The 20,974-nt window shown below is 34.2% G+C and carries 17 protein-coding genes and 3 tRNA genes; 12 read left to right on the top strand and 8 right to left on the bottom strand.

Features of this window, described 5'->3' with window-relative positions; genetic code table 11:
• Positions 1–11 precede the first annotated feature (11 nt).
• A complete protein-coding gene (locus N7277_RS03465) occupies positions 12–2,792 on the bottom strand; it encodes a SusC/RagA family TonB-linked outer membrane protein (RefSeq protein WP_274780355.1) in 2,781 nt (926 codons plus the stop codon).
• Positions 2,793–3,065: 273 nt separating this feature from the next.
• Here N7277_RS03465 and N7277_RS03460 point away from each other — a divergent pair, with 273 nt between their 5' ends.
• Complete coding sequence (locus tag N7277_RS03460) at positions 3,066–4,184, top strand: MFS transporter (RefSeq protein ID WP_446715121.1); 1,119 nt, start codon at positions 3,066–3,068, stop codon at positions 4,182–4,184.
• Between the two features lie 14 nt (positions 4,185–4,198).
• Positions 4,199–4,942 (top strand): NUDIX hydrolase, encoded by a 744-nt coding sequence (locus tag N7277_RS03455; RefSeq protein ID WP_274780354.1) that lies wholly within the window; start codon positions 4,199–4,201, stop codon positions 4,940–4,942.
• A gap of 58 nt (positions 4,943–5,000) precedes the next feature.
• On the opposite strand, the gene N7277_RS03450 is transcribed toward N7277_RS03455, so the two are convergent.
• From N7277_RS03450 to N7277_RS03440, 3 genes are all read right to left on the bottom strand, one after another.
• Positions 5,001–5,084, bottom strand: a tRNA-Leu gene (locus tag N7277_RS03450).
• A gap of 9 nt (positions 5,085–5,093) precedes the next feature.
• Positions 5,094–5,166, bottom strand: a tRNA-Gly gene (locus N7277_RS03445).
• Between the two features lie 14 nt (positions 5,167–5,180).
• Positions 5,181–5,262, bottom strand: a tRNA-Leu gene (locus N7277_RS03440).
• Positions 5,263–5,426: 164 nt separating this feature from the next.
• Here N7277_RS03440 and N7277_RS03435 point away from each other — a divergent pair.
• The 8 genes from N7277_RS03435 (at position 5,427) to N7277_RS03400 (ending at position 11,938) form a co-directional block, all read left to right on the top strand.
• Entirely contained in the window at positions 5,427–5,807 is a 381-nt protein-coding gene (locus N7277_RS03435; RefSeq protein WP_213197088.1) for a DUF3127 domain-containing protein, read from the top strand.
• Between the two features lie 64 nt (positions 5,808–5,871).
• On the top strand, positions 5,872–6,534 hold the full coding sequence (gene aat / locus N7277_RS03430; protein ID WP_274780353.1) for a leucyl/phenylalanyl-tRNA--protein transferase: 663 nt from the start codon (positions 5,872–5,874) through the stop codon (positions 6,532–6,534).
• Between the two features lie 106 nt (positions 6,535–6,640).
• Positions 6,641–7,516 (top strand): DMT family transporter, encoded by an 876-nt coding sequence (locus N7277_RS03425; RefSeq protein ID WP_274780352.1) that lies wholly within the window; start codon positions 6,641–6,643, stop codon positions 7,514–7,516.
• 185 nt (positions 7,517–7,701) lie between these two features.
• Positions 7,702–8,355 carry a CBS domain-containing protein gene (locus N7277_RS03420; RefSeq protein WP_274780351.1) on the top strand — a complete coding sequence of 218 codons (654 nt, stop codon included), beginning with the start codon at positions 7,702–7,704 and terminating at the stop codon, positions 8,353–8,355.
• Positions 8,356–8,385: 30 nt separating this feature from the next.
• Positions 8,386–9,252: an NAD kinase gene (locus N7277_RS03415; RefSeq protein WP_274780350.1), complete on the top strand. Its 867-nt coding sequence runs from the start codon at positions 8,386–8,388 to the stop codon at positions 9,250–9,252.
• 74 nt (positions 9,253–9,326) lie between these two features.
• Positions 9,327–10,397 (top strand): class II fructose-bisphosphate aldolase, encoded by a 1,071-nt coding sequence (gene fbaA / locus N7277_RS03410; protein ID WP_274780349.1) that lies wholly within the window; start codon positions 9,327–9,329, stop codon positions 10,395–10,397.
• A 55-nt stretch (positions 10,398–10,452) separates the two neighbouring features.
• Positions 10,453–11,304, top strand: coding sequence for an acetyl-CoA carboxylase, carboxyltransferase subunit beta (gene accD / locus N7277_RS03405; protein ID WP_274780348.1), 852 nt, complete (start codon positions 10,453–10,455; stop codon positions 11,302–11,304).
• Positions 11,305–11,413: 109 nt separating this feature from the next.
• Positions 11,414–11,938: a DUF6973 domain-containing protein gene (locus N7277_RS03400; RefSeq protein WP_274780347.1), complete on the top strand. Its 525-nt coding sequence runs from the start codon at positions 11,414–11,416 to the stop codon at positions 11,936–11,938.
• Positions 11,939–11,975: 37 nt separating this feature from the next.
• Here the strand turns inward: N7277_RS03400 and N7277_RS03395 are convergent, their stop codons facing one another.
• The 4 genes from N7277_RS03395 to N7277_RS03380 all read right to left on the bottom strand — a co-directional run bounded on the left by N7277_RS03395 (position 11,976) and on the right by N7277_RS03380 (position 16,589).
• Positions 11,976–13,055: a mannose-1-phosphate guanylyltransferase gene (locus N7277_RS03395; RefSeq protein WP_274780346.1), complete on the bottom strand. Its 1,080-nt coding sequence runs from the start codon at positions 13,053–13,055 to the stop codon at positions 11,976–11,978.
• Complete coding sequence (locus N7277_RS03390; protein WP_274780345.1) at positions 13,042–13,647, bottom strand: SprT-like domain-containing protein; 606 nt, start codon at positions 13,645–13,647, stop codon at positions 13,042–13,044. Before N7277_RS03390 ends, N7277_RS03395 begins: the two co-directional genes overlap by 14 nt.
• A gap of 95 nt (positions 13,648–13,742) precedes the next feature.
• Positions 13,743–15,092, bottom strand: a complete 1,350-nt coding sequence (locus N7277_RS03385; RefSeq protein ID WP_274780344.1) for a TolC family protein — start codon at positions 15,090–15,092, stop codon at positions 13,743–13,745.
• Between the two features lie 96 nt (positions 15,093–15,188).
• Positions 15,189–16,589 (bottom strand): nucleoside recognition domain-containing protein, encoded by a 1,401-nt coding sequence (locus N7277_RS03380; protein WP_274780343.1) that lies wholly within the window; start codon positions 16,587–16,589, stop codon positions 15,189–15,191.
• A gap of 340 nt (positions 16,590–16,929) precedes the next feature.
• On the opposite strand from N7277_RS03380, the gene N7277_RS03375 reads away from it, so the two are divergent.
• Both N7277_RS03375 and N7277_RS03370 read left to right on the top strand, forming a co-directional pair.
• Positions 16,930–19,056 (top strand): elongation factor G, encoded by a 2,127-nt coding sequence (locus tag N7277_RS03375; protein WP_274780342.1) that lies wholly within the window; start codon positions 16,930–16,932, stop codon positions 19,054–19,056.
• A 383-nt stretch (positions 19,057–19,439) separates the two neighbouring features.
• Positions 19,440–20,621 carry a hypothetical protein gene (locus N7277_RS03370; protein WP_274780341.1) on the top strand — a complete coding sequence of 394 codons (1,182 nt, stop codon included), beginning with the start codon at positions 19,440–19,442 and terminating at the stop codon, positions 20,619–20,621.
• The last annotated feature ends 353 nt before the right edge of the window (positions 20,622–20,974 follow it).

Below are 20,974 nucleotides of genomic sequence, written 5' to 3'. Positions count from 1 at the left end.
ATTAATAATGATTAAAAATTAGCTTTTAGTCCTAATACAATTGTTCTCACTTGTGGATATGTACCATAGTCAATACCTAAGATTCCATTAGAACTAGCGAAAGCATTTACTTCTGGATCAAAGCCTGTGTAATCTGTAATGGTATATAAGTTTTGTCCTGTAGCGTATACATTTAATTTACTTACTCCTTTAAATGGATTTTTGAAATTATATCCTAGAGTAATGCTTTTTAATTTCACATAAGATCCATCTTCTACGAATCTATCAGAAATTACCATAGCAGAAAGAGAGTTTGCTCTTGGTACATTTGTCACTTGTCCTACTGTGGTCCATCTATCAAGTACTGCTGTAGATTGATTTTTGAAGTCATTCATTAATTCTAATTCAAATCTAGAAGCATTGTAGATATCATTTCCTACAGAACCAGTAATTAACGTGTCTAAATACCAGTTTTTGTAAGTAAAGTTATTACTGAACCCAAATGTATAATCAGGATTTGGATTTCCTATGAATGTACGGTCACCTGTATCAAAGTTTCCATTACCATTAAGGTCATTATATACAATATCTCCTGTTTGTGGATCTACTCCTTGCATTTGGTAACCATAGAAAGAACCTACTGGTTGCCCTGCAGCGAATCTCACTAAATTATCCATACCTTCAATAAATACTTTATTAATGGTAGGCATATATTTTAACTCATTAATTTTATTCTTATTGAATGAAATGTTGAAATTAGTATTCCAAGTAAAGTTTTCATTCTTAATATTGGTAGTATTAAGGGTGAATTCCATCCCTTTATTTTCCATAGAACCTACGTTTCTTAGGATGTTACCAATAGTACTACCCATTTCAATTGGCATAATTAAATCATCAGTGATTCTTTTATAGAAATCTGCAGAGAATTTAATTCTATTGTTCATAAATCCTAGATCTAAACCAAAGTTGGTATCTGTTGTAACTTCCCAACCTGTGTCTGTTCCCCATTGATAAGTAGACCAGCTACCTCCATCTTGATTTAATCTCTCTAAATTGTATGAAGAATAGAAAGGAATACCAGATGCGTTACCTGTTTTACCCCAACCTCCTCTTAATTTAAGCTCAGAAATAGAGTTGTTATCTTTTAAGAAATCTTCGTTAGACACTAACCAAGAACCAGAAACACCTGGGAAGAATCCCCATTTTTTCCCTGGAGCTAGAGCAGAACTTCCGTTTTGACGGAATACTCCCATTAAGGTATATTTATTATCATAAGTATAGACCATTCTTCCGAAGAAAGATAATTCTCTTAGGGTTTCTTCTCTGTATACTTTATTACCGTTTTGAGATTTTTCAAATTCAAATGTAGTTACATCTGAAGGGAATTGATTACCCCAATAATATTGCACTTGATTGTTACGCTCGTGCATTTGGTGACCTCCAATAAGGTTAATATCATGAGCCCCTGTTTTAAAAGTATAAGTTAAAGTATTTTCAACATTGAAATCTTTGAATTTACTATTCGTTCTACTTCCTGTACCCTTTTCTTGTCTACCATAAACAGATTTGAAAGGATCGATGAACGTTTCGTTTTCTACATCTATGTAATCTAATGAAACGCTTGGTTTATACACTAAATTTTTAAGAATGTTAACCTCTAAACCAATATTTGATAAAAATCTTTGAGTATTAGTATCATCATACCCTCTGTATTGGAACGCCACTGGGTTTTCCCAACCAGCAGTGAATGGGTTCATTGCAAACTGACCATCTTTATAACCATCTATATAGTTCCCAGAACCATCTATGTCTCTTACTTTAAGCTGGTTAGCGTAAGCTGGCATAAATGTAGGAGTAGTAAGAGTACTCAAGATAACTCCTGCTCTAGCACCCGCTGCATTATCGTTGGTATTTTTAAAATCGGTATTAAAATAGTTTAAAGTAGTATTTACTTTTAACCAGTTCGTTACTTTTGCATCTAGATTAATTTTTGCAGAAACTCTATCAAATCTAGAAGGAGCAACTGTACCATCAATTCCTTGATATCCTAAAGCCGAATACCCTTTTATAGCTTCATTACCAAAAGAATAATTTACATTATAGTTTTGGTCAAAACCTGTTTTGAAAACTTCTTTTTCCCAATCTGTACTAATTCCTGCATATCTAGGATTATTAATCGTTGGCAAATAATCATTTCCTCCATTTGCATTAATATCTGCCATTAATGCTTTATATTGGTCAATATTAAGTACATCTACATTATTAGAAATTTTAGAGAATCCCCAATATGCATTAAAGTTAAGTTGAGATTTATTTGTTTTACCTCTTTTAGTAGTAACAATTACAACACCAGCAGAACCATTAATACCATAGATTGCAGTAGAGGTTGCATCTTTAAGAACTGTAATATCTACGATGTCATCTGGGTTAATCCCACTGATATCTTTGGTCTGGATTCCATCTACTACATAAAGAGGATCTACACCAGAAGAAATTGAGTTATTCCCTCTAATTTTAATGTTTAAAGCTTGTCCTGGTTTACCAGAGTTTTGTACTACACTCACGCCCGCTGCAGTCCCTTGCAAGGCTTGTGTAACGTTGTAAATCGGTCTGTCTTCAAAAACATCTGCCTTGATATTTTCAATTGCACTCGTGGCATTTTTCTTTTTTACAGAACCATAACCAATTAGAACTACCTCATCAATTTTCTTCTCTTTAATCGCTGAAGAATCACTTTTAATTTGAGCCTGAAAACTTGAGGTAAAATAAAGAACCGCAATCAGCCCTAACCCTTTTTTAATATTCATGTTCATAATACATTTTTTTATCTCATTTTGAGACAATAAATTTAAATGAATTTAGTTAAGAAAAAAAATTTTTCTAGATAATTTTAATTTTTCGTTTATTTGAGGTACTTTTGAGGAGGTATAAAACCCATTTTAGGAGAAAAAACTCTTATTTTTTCAAAAAAATTTTAACTAAAAAAGGAGTCAAGTTTTAACATTATGTTAATAAACAAGAAAAATAAAACACTTAATGTTAACTTAATGTTAAGTTTTATGGTCTTTTCTATGCTGCTTAATTCTATGAGCATTATCATACTGCAGCTCTCTCAAAACGCACAGCATACCTACACAGGACTAGGTATCTTAGAGTTTTTCAAAGATATTCCCGTAGCTTTAGTTTCTATTTTTTTGGTAGATTATATCAAGAAGAAAAGTTATTACCTCTCACTGGGTTTTGCACTGCTTATTTGCGCTGTATGTAGTTTTAGTATACCATTTTTAACTGAATTCTGGTTTTTAAAAATTTGGTTCGTTCTTATCGGGATTTCGTTTTCTATTGGCAAAATCTGTGTTTTTAGTATAATCAAAAACACTACAGATACTGAAAAAGAATTTTCTATCACCATGAGCCGAACCGAAGCTGCTTTTATGCTCGGGATTTTCATTGTGAACATGGAGTTTGCACTTATTCTAAGCAGTGATTATCAAGAATTTTGGAGATTTGGGTTCTGGCTAGTGGGCATCATTTCTTTGTGGAGTGCTGTACAATTCATCAAGCATCATAGAAGACATAATAACGATAAACCAGCAGATGTAAAGTCTTCAAAAATAGATTTCAGAATATTGACGGATAGAAATGCTTTACTTTTTTTATTCCTAATATCTTTAATCATTTTTGCAGAACAAATATTTAACTCTTGGCTTCCTACTTTTTATAAAAAATCTCTTAACTCCTCTTCTTTTTTTGCATTACAATCTTCTGCATTTTTAGCTTTTTTTTCATTTTTAGGAAGAATCGTCACGACTAAGTTCATACATAAATTTAGTCCCATGAAAATTTTCTTCGCTAGTTTAGTTTCAGGGATTATTTTAATTATTTCTGCATATTTCATTAGTCAGGAAAATGACATAGGAGCAAAAATATTGATGTTCATCTTTCCTTTCATCGGGTTTTTTATGGCGCCACTTTACCCTATGCTAAATTCTAAATTTCTAGCAAAGTACCCCGAAAAAAAAATAAGCAGAATGGTTTCTTTCATCATTTTATTTACTTCTTTAGGGGGTTCTATAGGTTCTATAAGTACTGCATATATTTTTCAAAAAAATTTAGAACATTATTACTTGTTATTTGCTTCAATTCCCTTAATTTTGATTTTAGTTATTTCTTCATTCTTTTCTATTAAAGAACATTCGAATTAAATAAAAAAACGATCATGAAACTTGATGACTCCAAAAATAAGATGACCCTTCAAGAATTGATTAATACCAAAAACTTTATTAATCAATTATCTGTAGACTGTGCCATCTTTGGCTTCCACGACAAATCTTTAAAAATTTTATTACTAAAATATCACGAACTAAATCTCTGGGCAATTCCTGGTGGTTTTATTTTCGAAGATGAGCACCTAGATGATGCTGCACATAGAATTTTATACGAAAGAACCCATTTGGAAGACGTGTATTTACAACAATTCTATGCATTCGGAGCAATAGACAGAACTGAAAAAAACAACCCTCACCGTCAATTATTAGCCAATAAAGGAATAGAAATTAGTAAAGACCACTGGATCAATAAACGATTCGTTACCATAGGCTATTATGCTCTAATAGATTACACACTTTCACACACTTTCCCAGATGCTTTTAATGAAACATGCGCTTGGTTTGATGTACATGATTTACCAGATATGGCTTTTGACCATAAAGAAATCATTGAAAAAGGCTTAGAACATCTTAGAAAAACCTTAGACTATGACATAGTAGGAAGCAACCTACTGCCAGAGAAATTTACGATGAAAGATTTACAAAATCTTTACGAAGCCATTTTAGGAGAAACATTTAGAAGAAACAATTTTCAGCGTAAGATGCTCAGTTTAAACATATTAGACAGACACGAAAAACTTTTTAGTGGCTCTGCAAATAAAGCACCTTACCTATATTCCTTTAAGAAAAAATAATTTTTTTGAAAATATTATAAAACAAAAAAGCCTTCTCTTTTGAGAAGGCTTCTTAATGTACCCCAGACGGGACTTGAACCCGTACGTCCTTGCGGACACAGGATTTTAAGTCCTGCGTGTCTACCAGTTCCACCACCAGGGCAAAATGGAGAGCGAAAAACGGGATTCGAACCCGCGACCCCAACCTTGGCAAGGTTGTGCTCTACCAGCTGAGCTATTTTCGCATTTCTATTTCGTGTGCGGATGAAGGGACTCGAACCCCCACGCCTCACGGCACCAGATCCTAAGTCTGGCGTGGCTACCAATTACACCACATCCGCTAGTATTTAAAGAACTTTGTTCGTTTTTTGTGAGTGCAAATATAGAAACTTTTTCCTAATCTTCACAACTTTTTTTTGAAAAATTTAATTTTTTGAAAAAAAAACTTAGAAATTAGATTTTTGTTTCTCTTTTTATTACTTTTACAACTTTAAGATTAATAGATATGGAATTACAAGGAACGGTTAAGAAAATATTTGATACCCAGACTTTTGCAAGCGGTTTTCAAAAAAGAGAAATGGTTTTATTGACTCAGGAACAATATCCTCAGCCTATTTCAATAGAATTTTTATCAGATAAAATTAATTTATTAGATAATGTTTCTGAAGGCGAAACTGTAAAATTAGGAATCAATATAAGAGGTAGAGAGTGGACTAACCCACAAGGTGAAGTAAAATATTTCAATTCTATTACCGCTTGGAGATTAGAAAAAGTAGCAGATAACGGTGCTCAACCTACTTATGCTGCTCCATCTGCAGTGGCTACTCCAGCTACTACAAATGAAAATCCTTTCGCAGACGAAGGAGATGACGATTTACCTTTCTAAAATAATAGAAATTTTATACATTTGAAATCCTGCTTTATAAGTAGGATTTCGTTTTTAAAAAGATATGTTTCTACTAGATTCAGATGAAGTTTCTTTTCCAGACCCTGCTTTATATGATTTTGAAGGAGGATTACTGGCAATGGGCGGAGACTTATCTCCAGAAAGAATCTGGTTTGCTTATCAGAACGGGATTTTCCCTTGGTTTAATCCCGAAGACGAAATTTTATGGTGGTGTCCCGATCCTAGATTCGTATTATTTCCGAGAGATTTGAAAATTTCTAAATCCATGAAGAAAATTCTGCGAGAAGGGAAATTTACTTTTACTGAAAATAAATATTTCGAAGAAGTGATGAAAAACTGCCAAGCAGCTGAAAGAAAGGGTCAAGACGGTACTTGGATTACAGATGAAATGATAAAATCTTACAGCACTCTTCACCGCTATGGAAAAGCCAAAAGCATAGAGGTTTGGGAAAATGATGAATTAGTAGGTGGTTTTTATGGAGTAGATTTAGGACACATCTTCTGCGGAGAAAGCATGTTTGCCAAAGTGAGCAATGCGAGTAAAGCGGGTTTTATTTATTTTGTAGAAAAATATATAAATCTTTATCAGCTGATTGATTGCCAGGTTTATACTGAGCATTTAGCTTCTTTAGGTGCTACAGAAATTTCTAAAAAGGAGTTTCTCAAAATTTTAAAACAAAGTTTCTCAAACGAGAACGTAAAATAATAAAGAAATTGCGCCCCGAGTTGAGCGGAGCTCTTTTTAAAATTCATCAATTTTAAAAAAGCGAGAGCGGAACGAGGAAATTGGCGCCCAAAAAAATCAAAAAAGTATGAACCCTGAAAAAGAAAAATGGATTTTATTAGTATTGCTCTCTCTGATTTGGGGCTCTTCGTTTATCTTGATAAAAAAATCGCTAGAACATTTTAACCCTTATCAAGTAGGAGCGCTTAGGGTTCTTATTTCTGGGGTTTTACTCTCGCCGATTGCTTTATTGAACATCAAAAAATTTCCTAAATCACATCTAAAATGGCTGATTATTGCAGCACTATGTGGAAATTTTATTCCTATGTTCTTATTCCCAATTGCGGAAACCAAAGTCAGCAGCAGTATTGCCGGAATTATCAATTCTACGATGCCGCTTTTTGTGATTATCGTAGGCGCTGCATTTTGGAAAACTAAAACTACTACTCGACAAATTTTAGGAATTGTCATCAGTTTTTTCGGGGTAGTCTTATTGATGAGTTCTGGGCATGATAATAACATAGAGCACTTATTTTATATAGCGCTATTGCTTTTCGCTGCTTTCTTGTATGCCGTAAGCACCACAACCGTAGGCGCTAAACTTACTTATATTCCCGCAAAGCTGTTATCATCTTTTGTTTTTTTCTATGTTTTATTTTTGCCGTCTTTATTGGCTTTATATTTCTCAAATTTCTTCCACGAGTTTTCTTTTACAAGAGAAAACATGATAGGACTAGGCTTTGTGGCTACTTTATCCATCTTCGGAACCGGACTTGCCATGATGTTGCAATATAGATTAATGAGCGTTTCAAATCCGCTGTTTGCTTCTACCGTTACCTTATTAATGCCAATTGTTGCGGTAACTTGGGGGATTATAGACGGAGAAAGTTTTACTTTTTTACAAGGAATAGGTGGTGCAATTATTCTGGGAGGATTAATTTTTCTACGAAAGAAAAAAAGCTGATGTTTTAGCATAAAAAAACTGCATAACTCCTTAAGAAGCAATGCAGTTTGAAATAAATCTAATAAAAAGTAAAAATGAAAGGTGACAAAGATAAAATTTTTTTTCAATAAAATTTAAAATTGTTTGAAAAAATTTCATGATTTCCGTCATTTAGCTGATTGATAAGAATTAATTACCTTTGCAACATGTTAATTTCTGAATATATATCCAAAGATTTTCCCGCTTTTGAAGCCAATTCATCAGCAGAAGAAGCACTAGAAATAGCAGCGGAATTTGGTTTCACCCATGTATTTGTACAAAAAAACAACCTTTTTTTGGGAGGAATCTGCAAAGAATTTTTGGAAGAAAATCCTGATAAAAATTTAGAAGAACTCCTTATTCATATAGAGCGATTTGCTATTTTAGAAGGCGGAACCGTATTAGATACTGTAAAATTATTCTATACTTTTAATGCTAATATTATTCCTATTATCAATAAAAACGAAGAATATCTAGGATACATTGCTTACGATGATGTTTTTAATGAACTATCGAAATATCCTTTGTTTTCTGAAAACGGAGCGGTTTTAACAGTAGAAAACAACCTAAAATCGTTTTCAATGACCGAAATTGCCAAAATTGTAGAGAGCAATAACTCTAAATTTTACGGAGCATTCATTAGTCATGTAAATGAAGACCTAATACAGGTTACCATGAAAATTAACCATGACAATCTAAGCTCAATAGACGAAACATTCGACCGATTTGGATATCACGTAGTTCATAAATTTTATAACGACGAAAAAGAAGACCTCATCAAAGACCGATATCAATATTTTCAAAAATATTTAGAATTTTAATGTATTTTTGAGTTTCTAAAAAGATTTATTTTGAAAGCTGCAATTTATTCACAGAAAAAAGACTTAGATACATTTCTATACTTAAGTAAGTTTATATCAGAACTTAACAAAAGAGGTGTAAAGGCCATTATATATGAACAGCTCTTCAAAGATTTAGAATTTTCAAAAGAGTTTTCCACTTTTTCTAACTATGAAGATGTAAAACAACAAAAAATAGATTTTTTCTTCAGTTTCGGGGGAGACGGAACCATTTTAAATGCCCTTAACTTTATCAAGGAATTAGAAATTCCCATCATTGGTGTAAACACAGGTAGATTAGGATTTTTGGCAAGTTTTTCTAAAGAAGAAATCTTCAGTCACATAGACGAAATCATCACCAAAGAAATGAATTTGAGCAAGAGAAGCGTTCTGAAAGTGACTTCTTCTGGCACTCCTATTGATTTTCCTTATGCACTAAATGACCTTACTATCTCTAGAAATGAAACCACTTCTATGATTACTATAGAAACGCATATTAATGAGCAGTTTCTTACCTATTATTGGGGAGATGGTCTAATTATTTCTACACCTACTGGTTCTACAGCATATTCACTGAGCTGTGGTGGCCCTATCATTTCGCCAGGAAACGGAATCCTTTCGCTTACGCCTATCGCACCACATAATCTCAACGTAAGACCTATTGTTTTAAGAGATGACATAGAAATTACATTAAAAGTAGAAAGCAGAGTGCCACAATATTCTCTTTCTCTAGACTCTAGACTCTATCATATGAAAAATGATGATGTGATTACGGTAAAAAAAGCAGACTTCCAACTGATCTTAATGCACCCAAAAGACTTGAGTTTTTTCAAAACTTTAAGACAAAAACTCCTTTGGGGTAAAGACAAAAGAAATTAGTATTAATAGCATAAAATTCACTAAATTTACATCTCGAAATTTATACTTAACAATCAATAATAAAACAAAAGAAAATGAGCAGAAAATTTCCGGCAGGTGTTGCCACAGGTTCATTAGTATCAGAAATTTTTGCACACGCAAAAGAAAATAATTACGCACTTCCTGCAGTAAACGTAGTGGGTTCTAGTAACATAAACGCTACTATGGAAACAGCAGTTAAATTAAATGCTCCAGTAATTATTCAGTTTTCAAACGGAGGAGCTGCATTTAACGCAGGAAAAGGTCTTACTACTGAAAATCAAAAATCTGCAATCCTAGGTGGAGTTGCAGGAGCTAAACATATTCATACCCTTGCAGAAGCTTATGGAGCTACCGTAATTCTTCACACAGACCACTGTGCTAAAAAATTACTTCCTTGGATTGATGGATTATTAGATGCCAGCGAAGAACACTTCAAAGCATATGGTAAGTCATTATTCTCTTCTCATATGCTAGATTTATCAGAAGAACCAATTGAAGAAAATTTAGATATTTCTACTAAATATTTCGAAAGAATGGCTAAAATGGGCATGACTCTAGAAATAGAATTAGGAGTAACTGGTGGCGAAGAAGATGGTGTAGATAACTCTGATGTAGATTCTTCTAAATTATACACTCAGCCAGATGAAGTAGCATATGCTTATGAAAGATTAAAAGCAATTTCTCCAGAATTTACAATTGCAGCAGCTTTTGGTAACGTTCACGGTGTTTACAAACCAGGAAACGTGAAATTAACTCCGAAAATCTTAGACAATTCTCAAAAATATGTACAAGAAAAATTCGGAACTTCTGAAAAACCTGTAAACTTCGTATTCCATGGTGGTTCTGGTTCTACATTAGAAGAAATTAGAGAAGCGATTTCTTATGGAGTTATCAAAATGAATATCGATACAGACCTTCAGTTTGCTTACACAGAGGGAATTAGAGATTACATGACTTCTAACATCGAGTATTTAAGAACTCAAATTGGTAATCCTGAAGGTGAAGAAAAACCAAACAAAAAATTCTATGATCCAAGAGTTTGGATTAGAAAAGGGGAAGAAACTTTCGTTACTAGATTAGTAAAAGCCTTCGAAGATTTAAATAACGTAAATACATTAGGCTAAAATCAAAGATTTCACTAAATTCGAAACCTCAATTTTAACCTTAAATTAGATAACTATGGCTTTTGATTGGTTTAAAAGAAAGAAAAAAAATATTACCACAGGAACCGAAGAGAAAAAAGACGTTCCAAAAGGTCTTTGGCATCAAACTCCTTCTGGTAAGATTGTAGAACATGACGAGCTTAAGAGAAATAATTACGTTTCTCCAGAAGACGGTTTCCACGTAAGAATAGGAAGCGAAGAGTTCTACGATATACTTTTTGACGAAGGGAAATTCACAGAATTACATCCTGATGTAGAAAGTGTAGATATGCTTAAATTTAAAGATACAAAAGCATATACAGACCGATTAAAAGAAGTAAAATCTAAAACAAAACTTAAAGATTCCATCAGAAATGCAAGAGGAAATGTAAATGGTGTAGACATGGTGATTTCTTGTATGGATTTTGCGTTTATCGGGGGTTCATTAGGCTCTGTTATGGGCGAAAAAATCAGAAGAGCTATAGATTATTGTATAGAACATCAACTTCCTTACATGATTATCTGCCAATCTGGTGGTGCTAGAATGCAAGAAGCGGCTTACTCTCTTATGCAATTAGCAAAAGTACAGTCTAAGTTGGCTCAACTTTCTGATAAAAAATTGCCTTACATTGCTTATTTATGCGACCCTACTTTTGGTGGAATTACCGCATCTTTTGCAATGACTGCAGATGTAATCATGGCAGAACCTGGCGCATTAATTGGTTTTGCAGGTCCTAGAGTAATTAGAGAAACCATTGGTAGAGATTTACCAGAAGGTTTCCAAACGTCTGAATTTATTCAGGAAAAAGGATTTGTAGATTTTATTGTAAAAAGAACTGAAATTAAAGAAACGGTTTCTAAAACAGTGAAACTATTGATGAATAAATAGAATATTTATTCACTGAAATAATTTTAAATCGTAAAACTTAATTGTTTTACGATTTTTGTTTGAAACATTTTCAAAAAAACACTTACTAATTTTAGAATAACTTGTTAGAATGACGCCTAAACTTGTTTTTAATGTCTTGAAAAGCTTAAGTCTAAAAAGCCTTTTGAAATTATTTTTCACTGGGTTTAGTCATCCTATTTTTTCTGTTCTCACTTTTTTTGCAACCTATAAAACGTACAAAATTTCGGAAAAGTTATTTCCGCACACCCATGGTTTGCAAGGCGCAGGAAATGCCTTTAGACATGCGCTTTGGAACAGTTTAATCATGATGTATTGTTGCAAGGTTTCTTCCCCAAAAAAAGCGCTTATTTGGACTGAAAAAATTACGCTCATGCACGAAGATTTATTTCCTAATGAACCTCTGCAGCGCAAAATGGATTTGCATAATAATAAAGTGGGGCGTGATTATTTTATGCAATTATTACCTACTATTCACCGCCAGTTTTTTGAGACCAGTTTTTTTGTAGACCAACTGTTGGCACTAACTCAGGAGATTAAAACTGTAAAAAGTGTAGACGAAACTTTCGGTTTTGAACTGATTATGATAGACGAAAAAAGAGAAACTTTAGTATAAGTTTCTCTTTTAGTTTTTATCGGGTTAAAGAATAAAATTACATGAATTTTTCTCCTTTTTTAAAGTTTTTCAAATCTAAAACGTAGTCTTTAATCAACTGGTCATTACTAATTGGGCAAATCAGAAGAGCTTTCTCAGTATCTACCACAATATAGTTCTCTAAACCGTCAATAATAGCTGCTTTATTGTTATTTCTAAGTCTTATGATGTTTCCTTTAGAATTATAGGTAAGAACATGCTTAGATTTTACCGCATTATTGTTCTCATCTTTTTCTGCGTTTTCGTATACAGAAGTCCAAGTTCCTAAATCACTCCACCCTAAATCAGCTGGTATTACGTATACGTTTTTCGCTTTTTCTAAAATTCCATTGTCTATAGAGATTTTTTCTACTTTTGGATAAATAGTTTCTATACAAACAGACTCTTTATCATTATTATATTCACATGTGTCAAATTCATGTGTCATTTCTGGTAAAAACTCTTGGAAAGCCTTGTGAATAGATTTTACATTCCATACAAAAATTCCTGCATTCCAAAGAAAATCTCCACTTTCTAAAAAAGCTTTGGCAATTTCTAAACTAGGCTTTTCGGTAAAGGTTTTTACTTTGAAAAAATCATCCTCTTTTTTCTCCATGAACTGTATGTAACCATACCCTGTATCAGGACGAGTTGGTGTAATTCCTAGTGTGATAAGATAATCATGCTTGCTTGCTATATCAAAAGCCAATTCAACCTTTTCTAAAAAAGTATTTTCTTTTAAAATAAGATGATCAGCCGGTAAAACAATCACATTTGCTTGTGGGTCTCTATCTGCAATTTTATTAACCATATAGATATTACAGGCTGCTGTATTTTTCATTACAGGCTCGCCAACAATATTTTCTAGGGGAATCTCTGGCAACTGATGATGTGACAGTTCTACGTACTCTTGATTGGTAATAACGTATATGTTTTCAGTGGGAACAATTTGCTTAATTCGGTCAAAAGTTTGCTGAATCATGGTTCTTCCCGTTCCTAAAATATCTTGAAACTGCTTCGGAAATTTCTGAGTAGACATCGGCCAAAATCTGCTGCCAATACCTCCCGCCATAATTACGCAGTAGTTATTTTTTTTCATAATGATTATTCATTTTTTTTACCCGAGCTAATGTATTTACCTTATACCTAAGCCCTGATTTTAAATTACGGCAAAGATAGCGCTTTTTTGTTGTTTCTTCTATTACGAAAACTTTATTTTTAAGGACAAAAACATCCCCTACCATAAGGCTTTCTAGGTAGAGCAACTCATCTTCTTCTGGCACATGGAAATACTTTACCAAATCTGGCGAAGCCATAAAATTAGCTTTCGGAGATTTTGAAAATTTCTGAATTATGGGGCGCAAATCTTCTGCATAAACTGTAATGCTTTCTAGTAGCATCTCTCTAAAAGTTTGCTTCCACTCTGCTCCGTGAGGAGAGATTCTTCTGCCATATTTTTCAAAAGCAATCAGGTGCGCCAACTCATGTGTAAGCACAAAGAAAAACAATTGCGGTTCTAGGGTTCCATTTACTGTAATCTGGTGAGATTTATCGGGCAATTTTCGGTAATCTCCTAGTTTGCTGTTTCTGTTTTTGGTAATCTTAAGATGACAAGGATAACTCCCAAACCAAACTTTGAGATAAGAAAGAGCATTTTCTGGCAAAAATTTTTCTAAAACCGTTACAGACATTTTAGTTTCTAAGAGCGTGCTACGAGTTAATTTATGCTAAAATAATCAAATTAATTAAACTTATCACACCTCGAAACCCTTCTCTCATATCACGATTACAAAGAAAGCGGAATCCCGGCATAGAAATTCAACAGTTTCGTGCTGAAAATAAAATTGTATTTTGCTTGAGAAACAGAGCCTTGCGCATTGATGTAATTATTTCTCGCATTGTTCAAGTCATAAATGGTAGCTCTACCTGCTTCATAACTTTTTTCGGCAAACTCAAGCGATAATTTAGTTGATTTTTCTGCTTCTAAAGCAGCCAAATAGTTTTCGTAATTGGCATTGGCGTCAAAGTAAGCGCGCTGAACATTTTGCTGAACTTCTACTTTTTGTTGTTCCAGAGTATTTTTAGCAATGCTTTCAGAAATTTTAGCCTGTTCTACTTGCAATTTGGTGATGCCTTTGTTAAAGATTGGAATATTTACATTTACTCCAACATTTTGACCAAAATTATCTTTGTACTGCTGGAAAAAACTATCGTATTTCACATCTACTTCTTCTCCTGTAGCAGGATTGAGCGTAGGTGATATTTTATAATAATAGAAGGTATTTAAGCCTGCAAATGCAGAAACTGTAGGATAAAAAGCTGTTTTTGCGATTTCGGTTTGTTTCTGTGCAGAAAGAATTCTGGTTTCAGCAGCTTTTACTTGTGGTTGATTTTCGAAGGCTTTTTCTACAATATTTTCGGTAGAATTCAATGGTGCCTCTAAAGAACTTGGCAGAGGAACTTCTTGCACATCAAAATCTTGATAGTCTTTTAGTTGCAACAACATTGCTAATGAAAAAAGTGAGCGCTGAATGTCTATTTCGGCAGATTTCTGGCGTTGTTTTTCTCTTGCTAAACCAGCAGTGGCTTCTGCTTCTACGGTTTTAGGCGTAGTTCCTACTTCTGTAGTAATTTTTGCTCTGCTTAATACTTTTTCCGCATTTGCTACTGCTTCATCGGTTATCTTTTTTACCTCTTTATTCAGCAGAACTTGTAAATATTGCTGTGCAATTTGCAGTGAAATATCGTTTTTTACGCGCTCTGCGTCTAGCATACTCGCTTCTAAATCATACTGAGATTTTTCGGCAGATTTTTGCAGTCTTCCGTTATTATACATCAGCATGTTTGCGCCTACTGAGGCACTATTATTGAAATTATCATTTCTACCGATACTTCCTTGAAAGCCTTGTGTGGTTCCAAAGCTCATATTATTGTTAAAACTACCCGAAACTGAAGGCAATTTTTGTCTTTTTGAAATGTCTAAATTTTTAGACTGAATATCTGCATTATATTGATTGCTAATAACTTGTAAATTATTTTTAACCGCATAATCTACACATTCTTGTAAACTCCATTTCTTTTGAGAAAACCCTAAAGAAAATGCTGATAGCAATACGAGTGAAAATATTTTTTTCATAAGATGAAAAGTTTCTCAATTAGACGAAGATTGGTGGTTTTTGTTACAAAAAAAGAAGCATTTCTGCTTCTCTTGTTCATTTATTTAGAAAAAATACTACCCAAAAAACAAATACGCCATCAAAATAGAAACCACAATTCCTACCAAATCTGCCAAAAGCATCGCGCCAACTGTGTAACGAGTATTTTTAATTCCAACAGCTCCAAAATACACTGCAATTACATAAAAAGTAGTATCTGAACTACCCTGTAGAATCCCAGAAAGTCTCGCAGGGAAAGAATCTACCCCGAAAACATTCATTGTGTCTACCATCATTCCTCTTGCTCCAGAACCAGAAAGCGGTTTGATTAAAGCCGTTGGTAAACCGTCTACAAATCGGGTATCTAAATTAGCAATTTGGGCAAACCATTTCATTCCGTCTATAATCACATCAAAAACACCAGAAGTTCTTAGTAATGAAATCGCAATCAGCATTCCTACCAAATACGGAATAATTTTCACACAGACATGGAAACCTTCTTTTGCACCATCTATAAATGCATCGAAAACATTGATTTTTTTGTAAACAGCTCCTGCGATAATTGCAAAGAAAATCAACAGAATCATTCCGTTACTAATCAACTTACTTACATCATCTAATTCTTCTTTGCTCAATCTTACTAAAAACCAAACCAACAATGCAATGAGTGCCGAAACTCCCCCCACGAAAGCCAAAAGTGTAGGTTGAAAAAGATTTATTTTTTGTTTGATGGAAACAATAATCATCGCAGCCATGGTTGCACAAAAAGTAGCAATTAAAGTCGGCAAGAAAATATCTGTAGGCGTTGCAGAATTCATGGAAGCTCTAATCGCAATAATGGAAACCGGAATCAGCGTTAATCCACTTGCGTGAAGACACAGAAACATAATTTGTGCATTAGAAGCTTTGTCTTTATCAGGGTTTAAGGTTTGTAAACTTTCCATAGCTTTTAAACCAAAAGGCGTTGCAGCATTATCTAATCCTAATAAATTAGCTGCGAAATTAAGCGTCATGTGACCGAAAGAAGGGTGATTTTTCGGAATTTCTGGGAATAATTTTGAGAAAAACGGCTGTATCATTCTTGAAAGAAAATTGATTCCTCCTGCTTTTTCGGCGATGCTCATAAAACCCATAAAAAGCGTCATAATTCCTATTAAACCAAGGGAAATTTCTACCGCAGTTTTACTAGTAGAGATTACACCATCTGCTTTTTGAACTCTATACACTGCCACTTGATTGATAGAATCTTTCTTGTAATTAATTCTCGCAATTTCTGTGTCTGGATTTTCGGTTAAAGATTTCTGTATTTCCGCAGAAAGTTTTTGAACAGGAACTTTGGCAATTTGAACCGTGTCTCCACTTTTTCCTACCACCAAATCATTATAAATTGCTTTGTAGTTATCGCTAAATAAATATTTAATACTTGCCACTACAATGGCCACAATAATAAATGCGCTCCAAATTCTACTTAAAACCATTTTCTTTAAAAATTTTGATAAAAGTAGTAAAATTTTGCTGGAAGTTAGAAGATGGGTGATGGATGTTTTCTTGAAAATATATTTTCCTTATTTAAACACCTTGCACCCAACTTCCATCACCCAGCAATTCTCAACCTTTCAAAAATCATGTTACAAAATTTACATTGTATTAAAATCTTTTGTAATTTTAATAACCTAAATTTTTACATTCAAAGTGCCTTTTAAGACATTCTTGATTTTAAAAATTTTCGCCTCATAAGGAATTGCATTGTGCATTCCGTCTGAATTTTAATAAAAATCAGACATTATAGATGAAAATAATTTTAAAATATCAAAAGATATGAGCACTAACACTAAAGACCTCCGTAACGTAGTTTTACTCGGGCATTCAGGAAGCGGTAAAACTACATTTATAGAAACCATGCTCTACGAAGGTGGAGCTATCAAAAGAAGAGGAACTGTAGAACAACACAACACCGTTTCCGACAATACCGACCTAGAACACGAACGCGAAAACACGATTTTCTCACATCAAATGTTCGTGAATTGGAAAAAAAATAAAATCAACATTTTAGATACCCCTGGTTTTGACGATTTCGTAGGTGAAGTTATTGCCAACTTAAAAGTAGCAGATACCGCACTTATTATGGTAAATGCTTCTGCTGGTGTAGAAGTAGGAACTGAATTGGTTTGGGAATATGTAGAAGATTATCAAACCCCTGCTATTTTCGTGATTAATCAGATGGATCACCTAAAAGCTGATTATGATACTACTCTAGAACAACTTAAAAATAGATTTGGAAGCAAAGTTATTCCTATTCAATATCCACTTAATTCTGGTGATGGTTTTAACCAAATTGTGGATGCCTTAAGAATGGTAATGTATGAGTTTCCTGCAACTGGTGGAAAACCAGAGAAAAAACCAATCCCTGAATCTGAAATGGCTAGAGCCAATGAAATGCACAATGCACTAGTAGAAATGGCTGCCGAAAACGAAGAAGGATTAATGGAAAAATATTTCGAAGAAGGAAATCTTTCTGAAGAAGAATTAGCAAAAGGCTTAACCATCGGTCTAGCTAAACATGATTTCTTCCCAGTATTTGTAGCATCTGGTGCTAAAGATATGGGTTCTGGTAGAATTATGGGATTTATAGATGATATCGCTCCATCTCCAGCTGACCGTTTTGGTAGCAAACTAGAAAATGGAGAAGTTTTAACTTGTAATTCTGCAGACAAAACCACTATTTTCATATACAAAACTCAATCTGAACCGCAAGTTGGTGTAGTTTCTTATTTCAAAGTATTCTCTGGTGAAATAAAACCAGGTGATGAACTCATCAATGCCAATAATGGTGAACTCGAAAGAATTTCTCAAATTTTCGTAGCAGAAGGAAAAGAGAGAACCGCCGTAGATAAATTAGTTGCTGGTGACCTGGGCGTTACCGTAAAACTTAAAAGCGGACATTCTAACAATACCCTTAATTCTAAAGGGACTGATAGAAAAATAGAATCTATGAAATTCCCAGAAAGCAGACTTAGAAAAGCTGTTTTCGTAGAAAATACAGCAGAAACCGAAAAACTTTTTGCTGCACTTAATAAACTTAAAGAAGAAGATCCTACATTAAAAGTAGAAATAGACCATGATACTCACGAAGCCATTTTAGGAGGACAAGGTCAGTTGCACCTAGACTTGGTAAAATATCGTCTCGAAAAAGATTTCGGAGTAAAAATGGAAATGAAAAATCCTAAAATTTCTTACCGCGAAACCATCACTGGAAAAGCAGAAGCAGATTACAGACACAAAAAACAATCTGGTGGAGCTGGACAATTTGGTGAAATTCACATGAGAGTAGAAAACTACTACGAAGGAATGCCAGAACCAGAAGGTGTAAACATTAGAAGCAAAGAATTCGAAGATTTACCTTGGGGCGGAAAATTTGCATTCTACTGGTGTATCGTAGGTGGAGCGATAGATTCTCGATACATCGGCGCAATTAAAAAAGGAATTATGCAACAGTTAAAAGAAGGTCCATTAACTGGTTCACACTGCCAAAACATCAGAGTTTCTGTATATGACGGAAAAATGCACAGTGTAGACTCTAATGATATTTCTTTCCAATTGGCAGCTTCTGGCGCGTTTAAAGAAGCGTTCCACAATGCGCATCCTCAATTGCTAGAACCTATGTATCATGTAGAAATTCTAGCTCCAGACGAATGTACTGGTGATGTAATGGGAGATTTACAAACCAGACGTGCCATGATTTCTGGTATGGATAGCGAAGGTCATTATCAAAAAATTATGGCCGAAGTTCCATTGGCTGAAATGAACGATTACGGTTCTACACTACGTTCATTAACAGGAGGTAGAGCAAAATTCTCAATGAAATTTAGTGACTACCAATTGGTTCCTGCCAATGTACAACAAGACCTCGTGAAAAAACATGCTGCTGAAAAAGTAGAAGCATAGTTTTTCTAATATAATTTCGAAGAAAACCTCAGCGCAAGTTGGGGTTTTTTGTTGGGTGCATTTTCTTTTTTCTTGATAAAAATTTCACCAAGTAAGTAGCACTCAAAAAGCAGTCTTTTAGGAGTCTTGCTCGTGGTTTGCTCGTGGTTTGTTCGTGTTTCCTTCGAATCAGACTCGGAAAAGTACCATCAATTACGTACCCCGATATCACATTCTATGACAAAAATCATAGACATATAGACATGCAAACTACAAATATGTAGTTTGCACATCTCATCTTAAAATCTTTAATTTGTGCTATAAAAAAACATCTGAAAACAGATGTATTTATGGTAAGGCAAGCCCCTACTTATAATGAATCTAAACCTAAAAAAGTACAAATAATGAGAAAAAATATTTTTTTAACAGCATTTTTACTTGTGTCATTTACCACACAAGCTTATGCACAAGATGGCAGAGTGGGAGTAAACACTAACACCCCTACTTCTACTCTAGATGTAAGTGGCAAAAAAGATGCTTTTGGTAATCTACTCACTTCTGATATTACAGGAATACAGGCACCACGCCTCACCCTTACAGAGCTTAATGCCAAAGGAACCGCCCTATACGGAACAAACCAAAAAGGTACATTAGTATACATTACCTCAGCTACGGCAGCAGAGATTACTGCAGCTGCTGCTAATACACAAACCCCTAATATTACTGATACTGGCTACTATTTTTTTGATGGAAGCTTATGGCAAAAGGTAGGCTCAGGCGCCAGTAACTTTTGGAAAACGAGTGGAAATACAGGAACCTCTGCAACTACCAATTTTATTGGCACTACCGATAATGTAGACTTCGTTACCAAGACCAATAATACCGAACGTACTAGAGTTACCAATACAGGTAAAGTGCTTATAGGAGCCACAACAGTTCCCACCGGCGGAACCAACTCTAGACTGATTGTAAATAACGGAACCACCAATGGCGCTCTGCAGATTAAAGATGGTACAGAAGCGAATGGTAGAGTATTGACTTCTGATGCCAATGGGGTGGCAACATGGCAAGACAAAGCACCAAAAACAATCGTTGAAAGTACTTGGTTATTGAATAACGCTACTGCAGCAACAAACAATAGCATTCCTGTTTCTAGATATAACAGCATTGCTAAATTAACATTGACAGAAGTGGGAACATATAGTGTATACATATCAGGGGACTATGGACTTATAGATACAGGCACATGTAATACAGGAGCTGTAGAATTATTAGTAACCACTAAACAATACAGCAATAACACTGATCTAAGTGGTGGAAGGGCTATCCCTGGAACATGGAATACTCTATACAACGCAATAAAAAACGGTATGGGCTCTTTTACTATTACAAATTCTTTTATATTAAACATAACACAAGCAACAGATATTTACTTAACTTTAAATCCTATTTTGTTTACAAGCGGAGGATGTACCCCTGGCGCTTCTCCTAGATTACAAAGATGGGGAAATGAGGCTGAAGCCCAGCCCTATAACAATTTAACTGGAGGATTATCAATTGATGGATTCCGTGCTTACAAATTTTAACTAACGATAGGCGGATTTCTAATCCGTAACTATAACAAAAAAATAAACTCTAGAAATCCGCAAAAAGCGGATTTTTTTATGGGCAATCCTTTGAGTTTTCTAGCAGTCAAATAGGAGTTTTGCTTGGGGTTTGCTCGTGGTTTGTTCGTGTTTCCTTCGAATCAGACTCGGAAAAGTACCATAAATTACGAACAAACCACGAACAAACCTAAAACTTAAGTCAAATTTAACCCGAATATGAGTTGTGCAAATCTGTATAAAAAATAAGTGAACAATTCCTCCTTTTTTTCGTTTTATTAGGAAATGATATTTTTTAATAAAACCTAAAATTTAAAAATGTGATATTTCTTTTT

It is taken from the genome of Cloacibacterium sp. TD35, from assembly GCF_028864635.1.
Taxonomy (GTDB): Bacteria; Bacteroidota; Bacteroidia; order Flavobacteriales; family Weeksellaceae; genus Cloacibacterium.
Note: the sequence above shows the minus strand (reverse complement) of the source record. Positions and strands in the feature narration are given on the sequence as shown.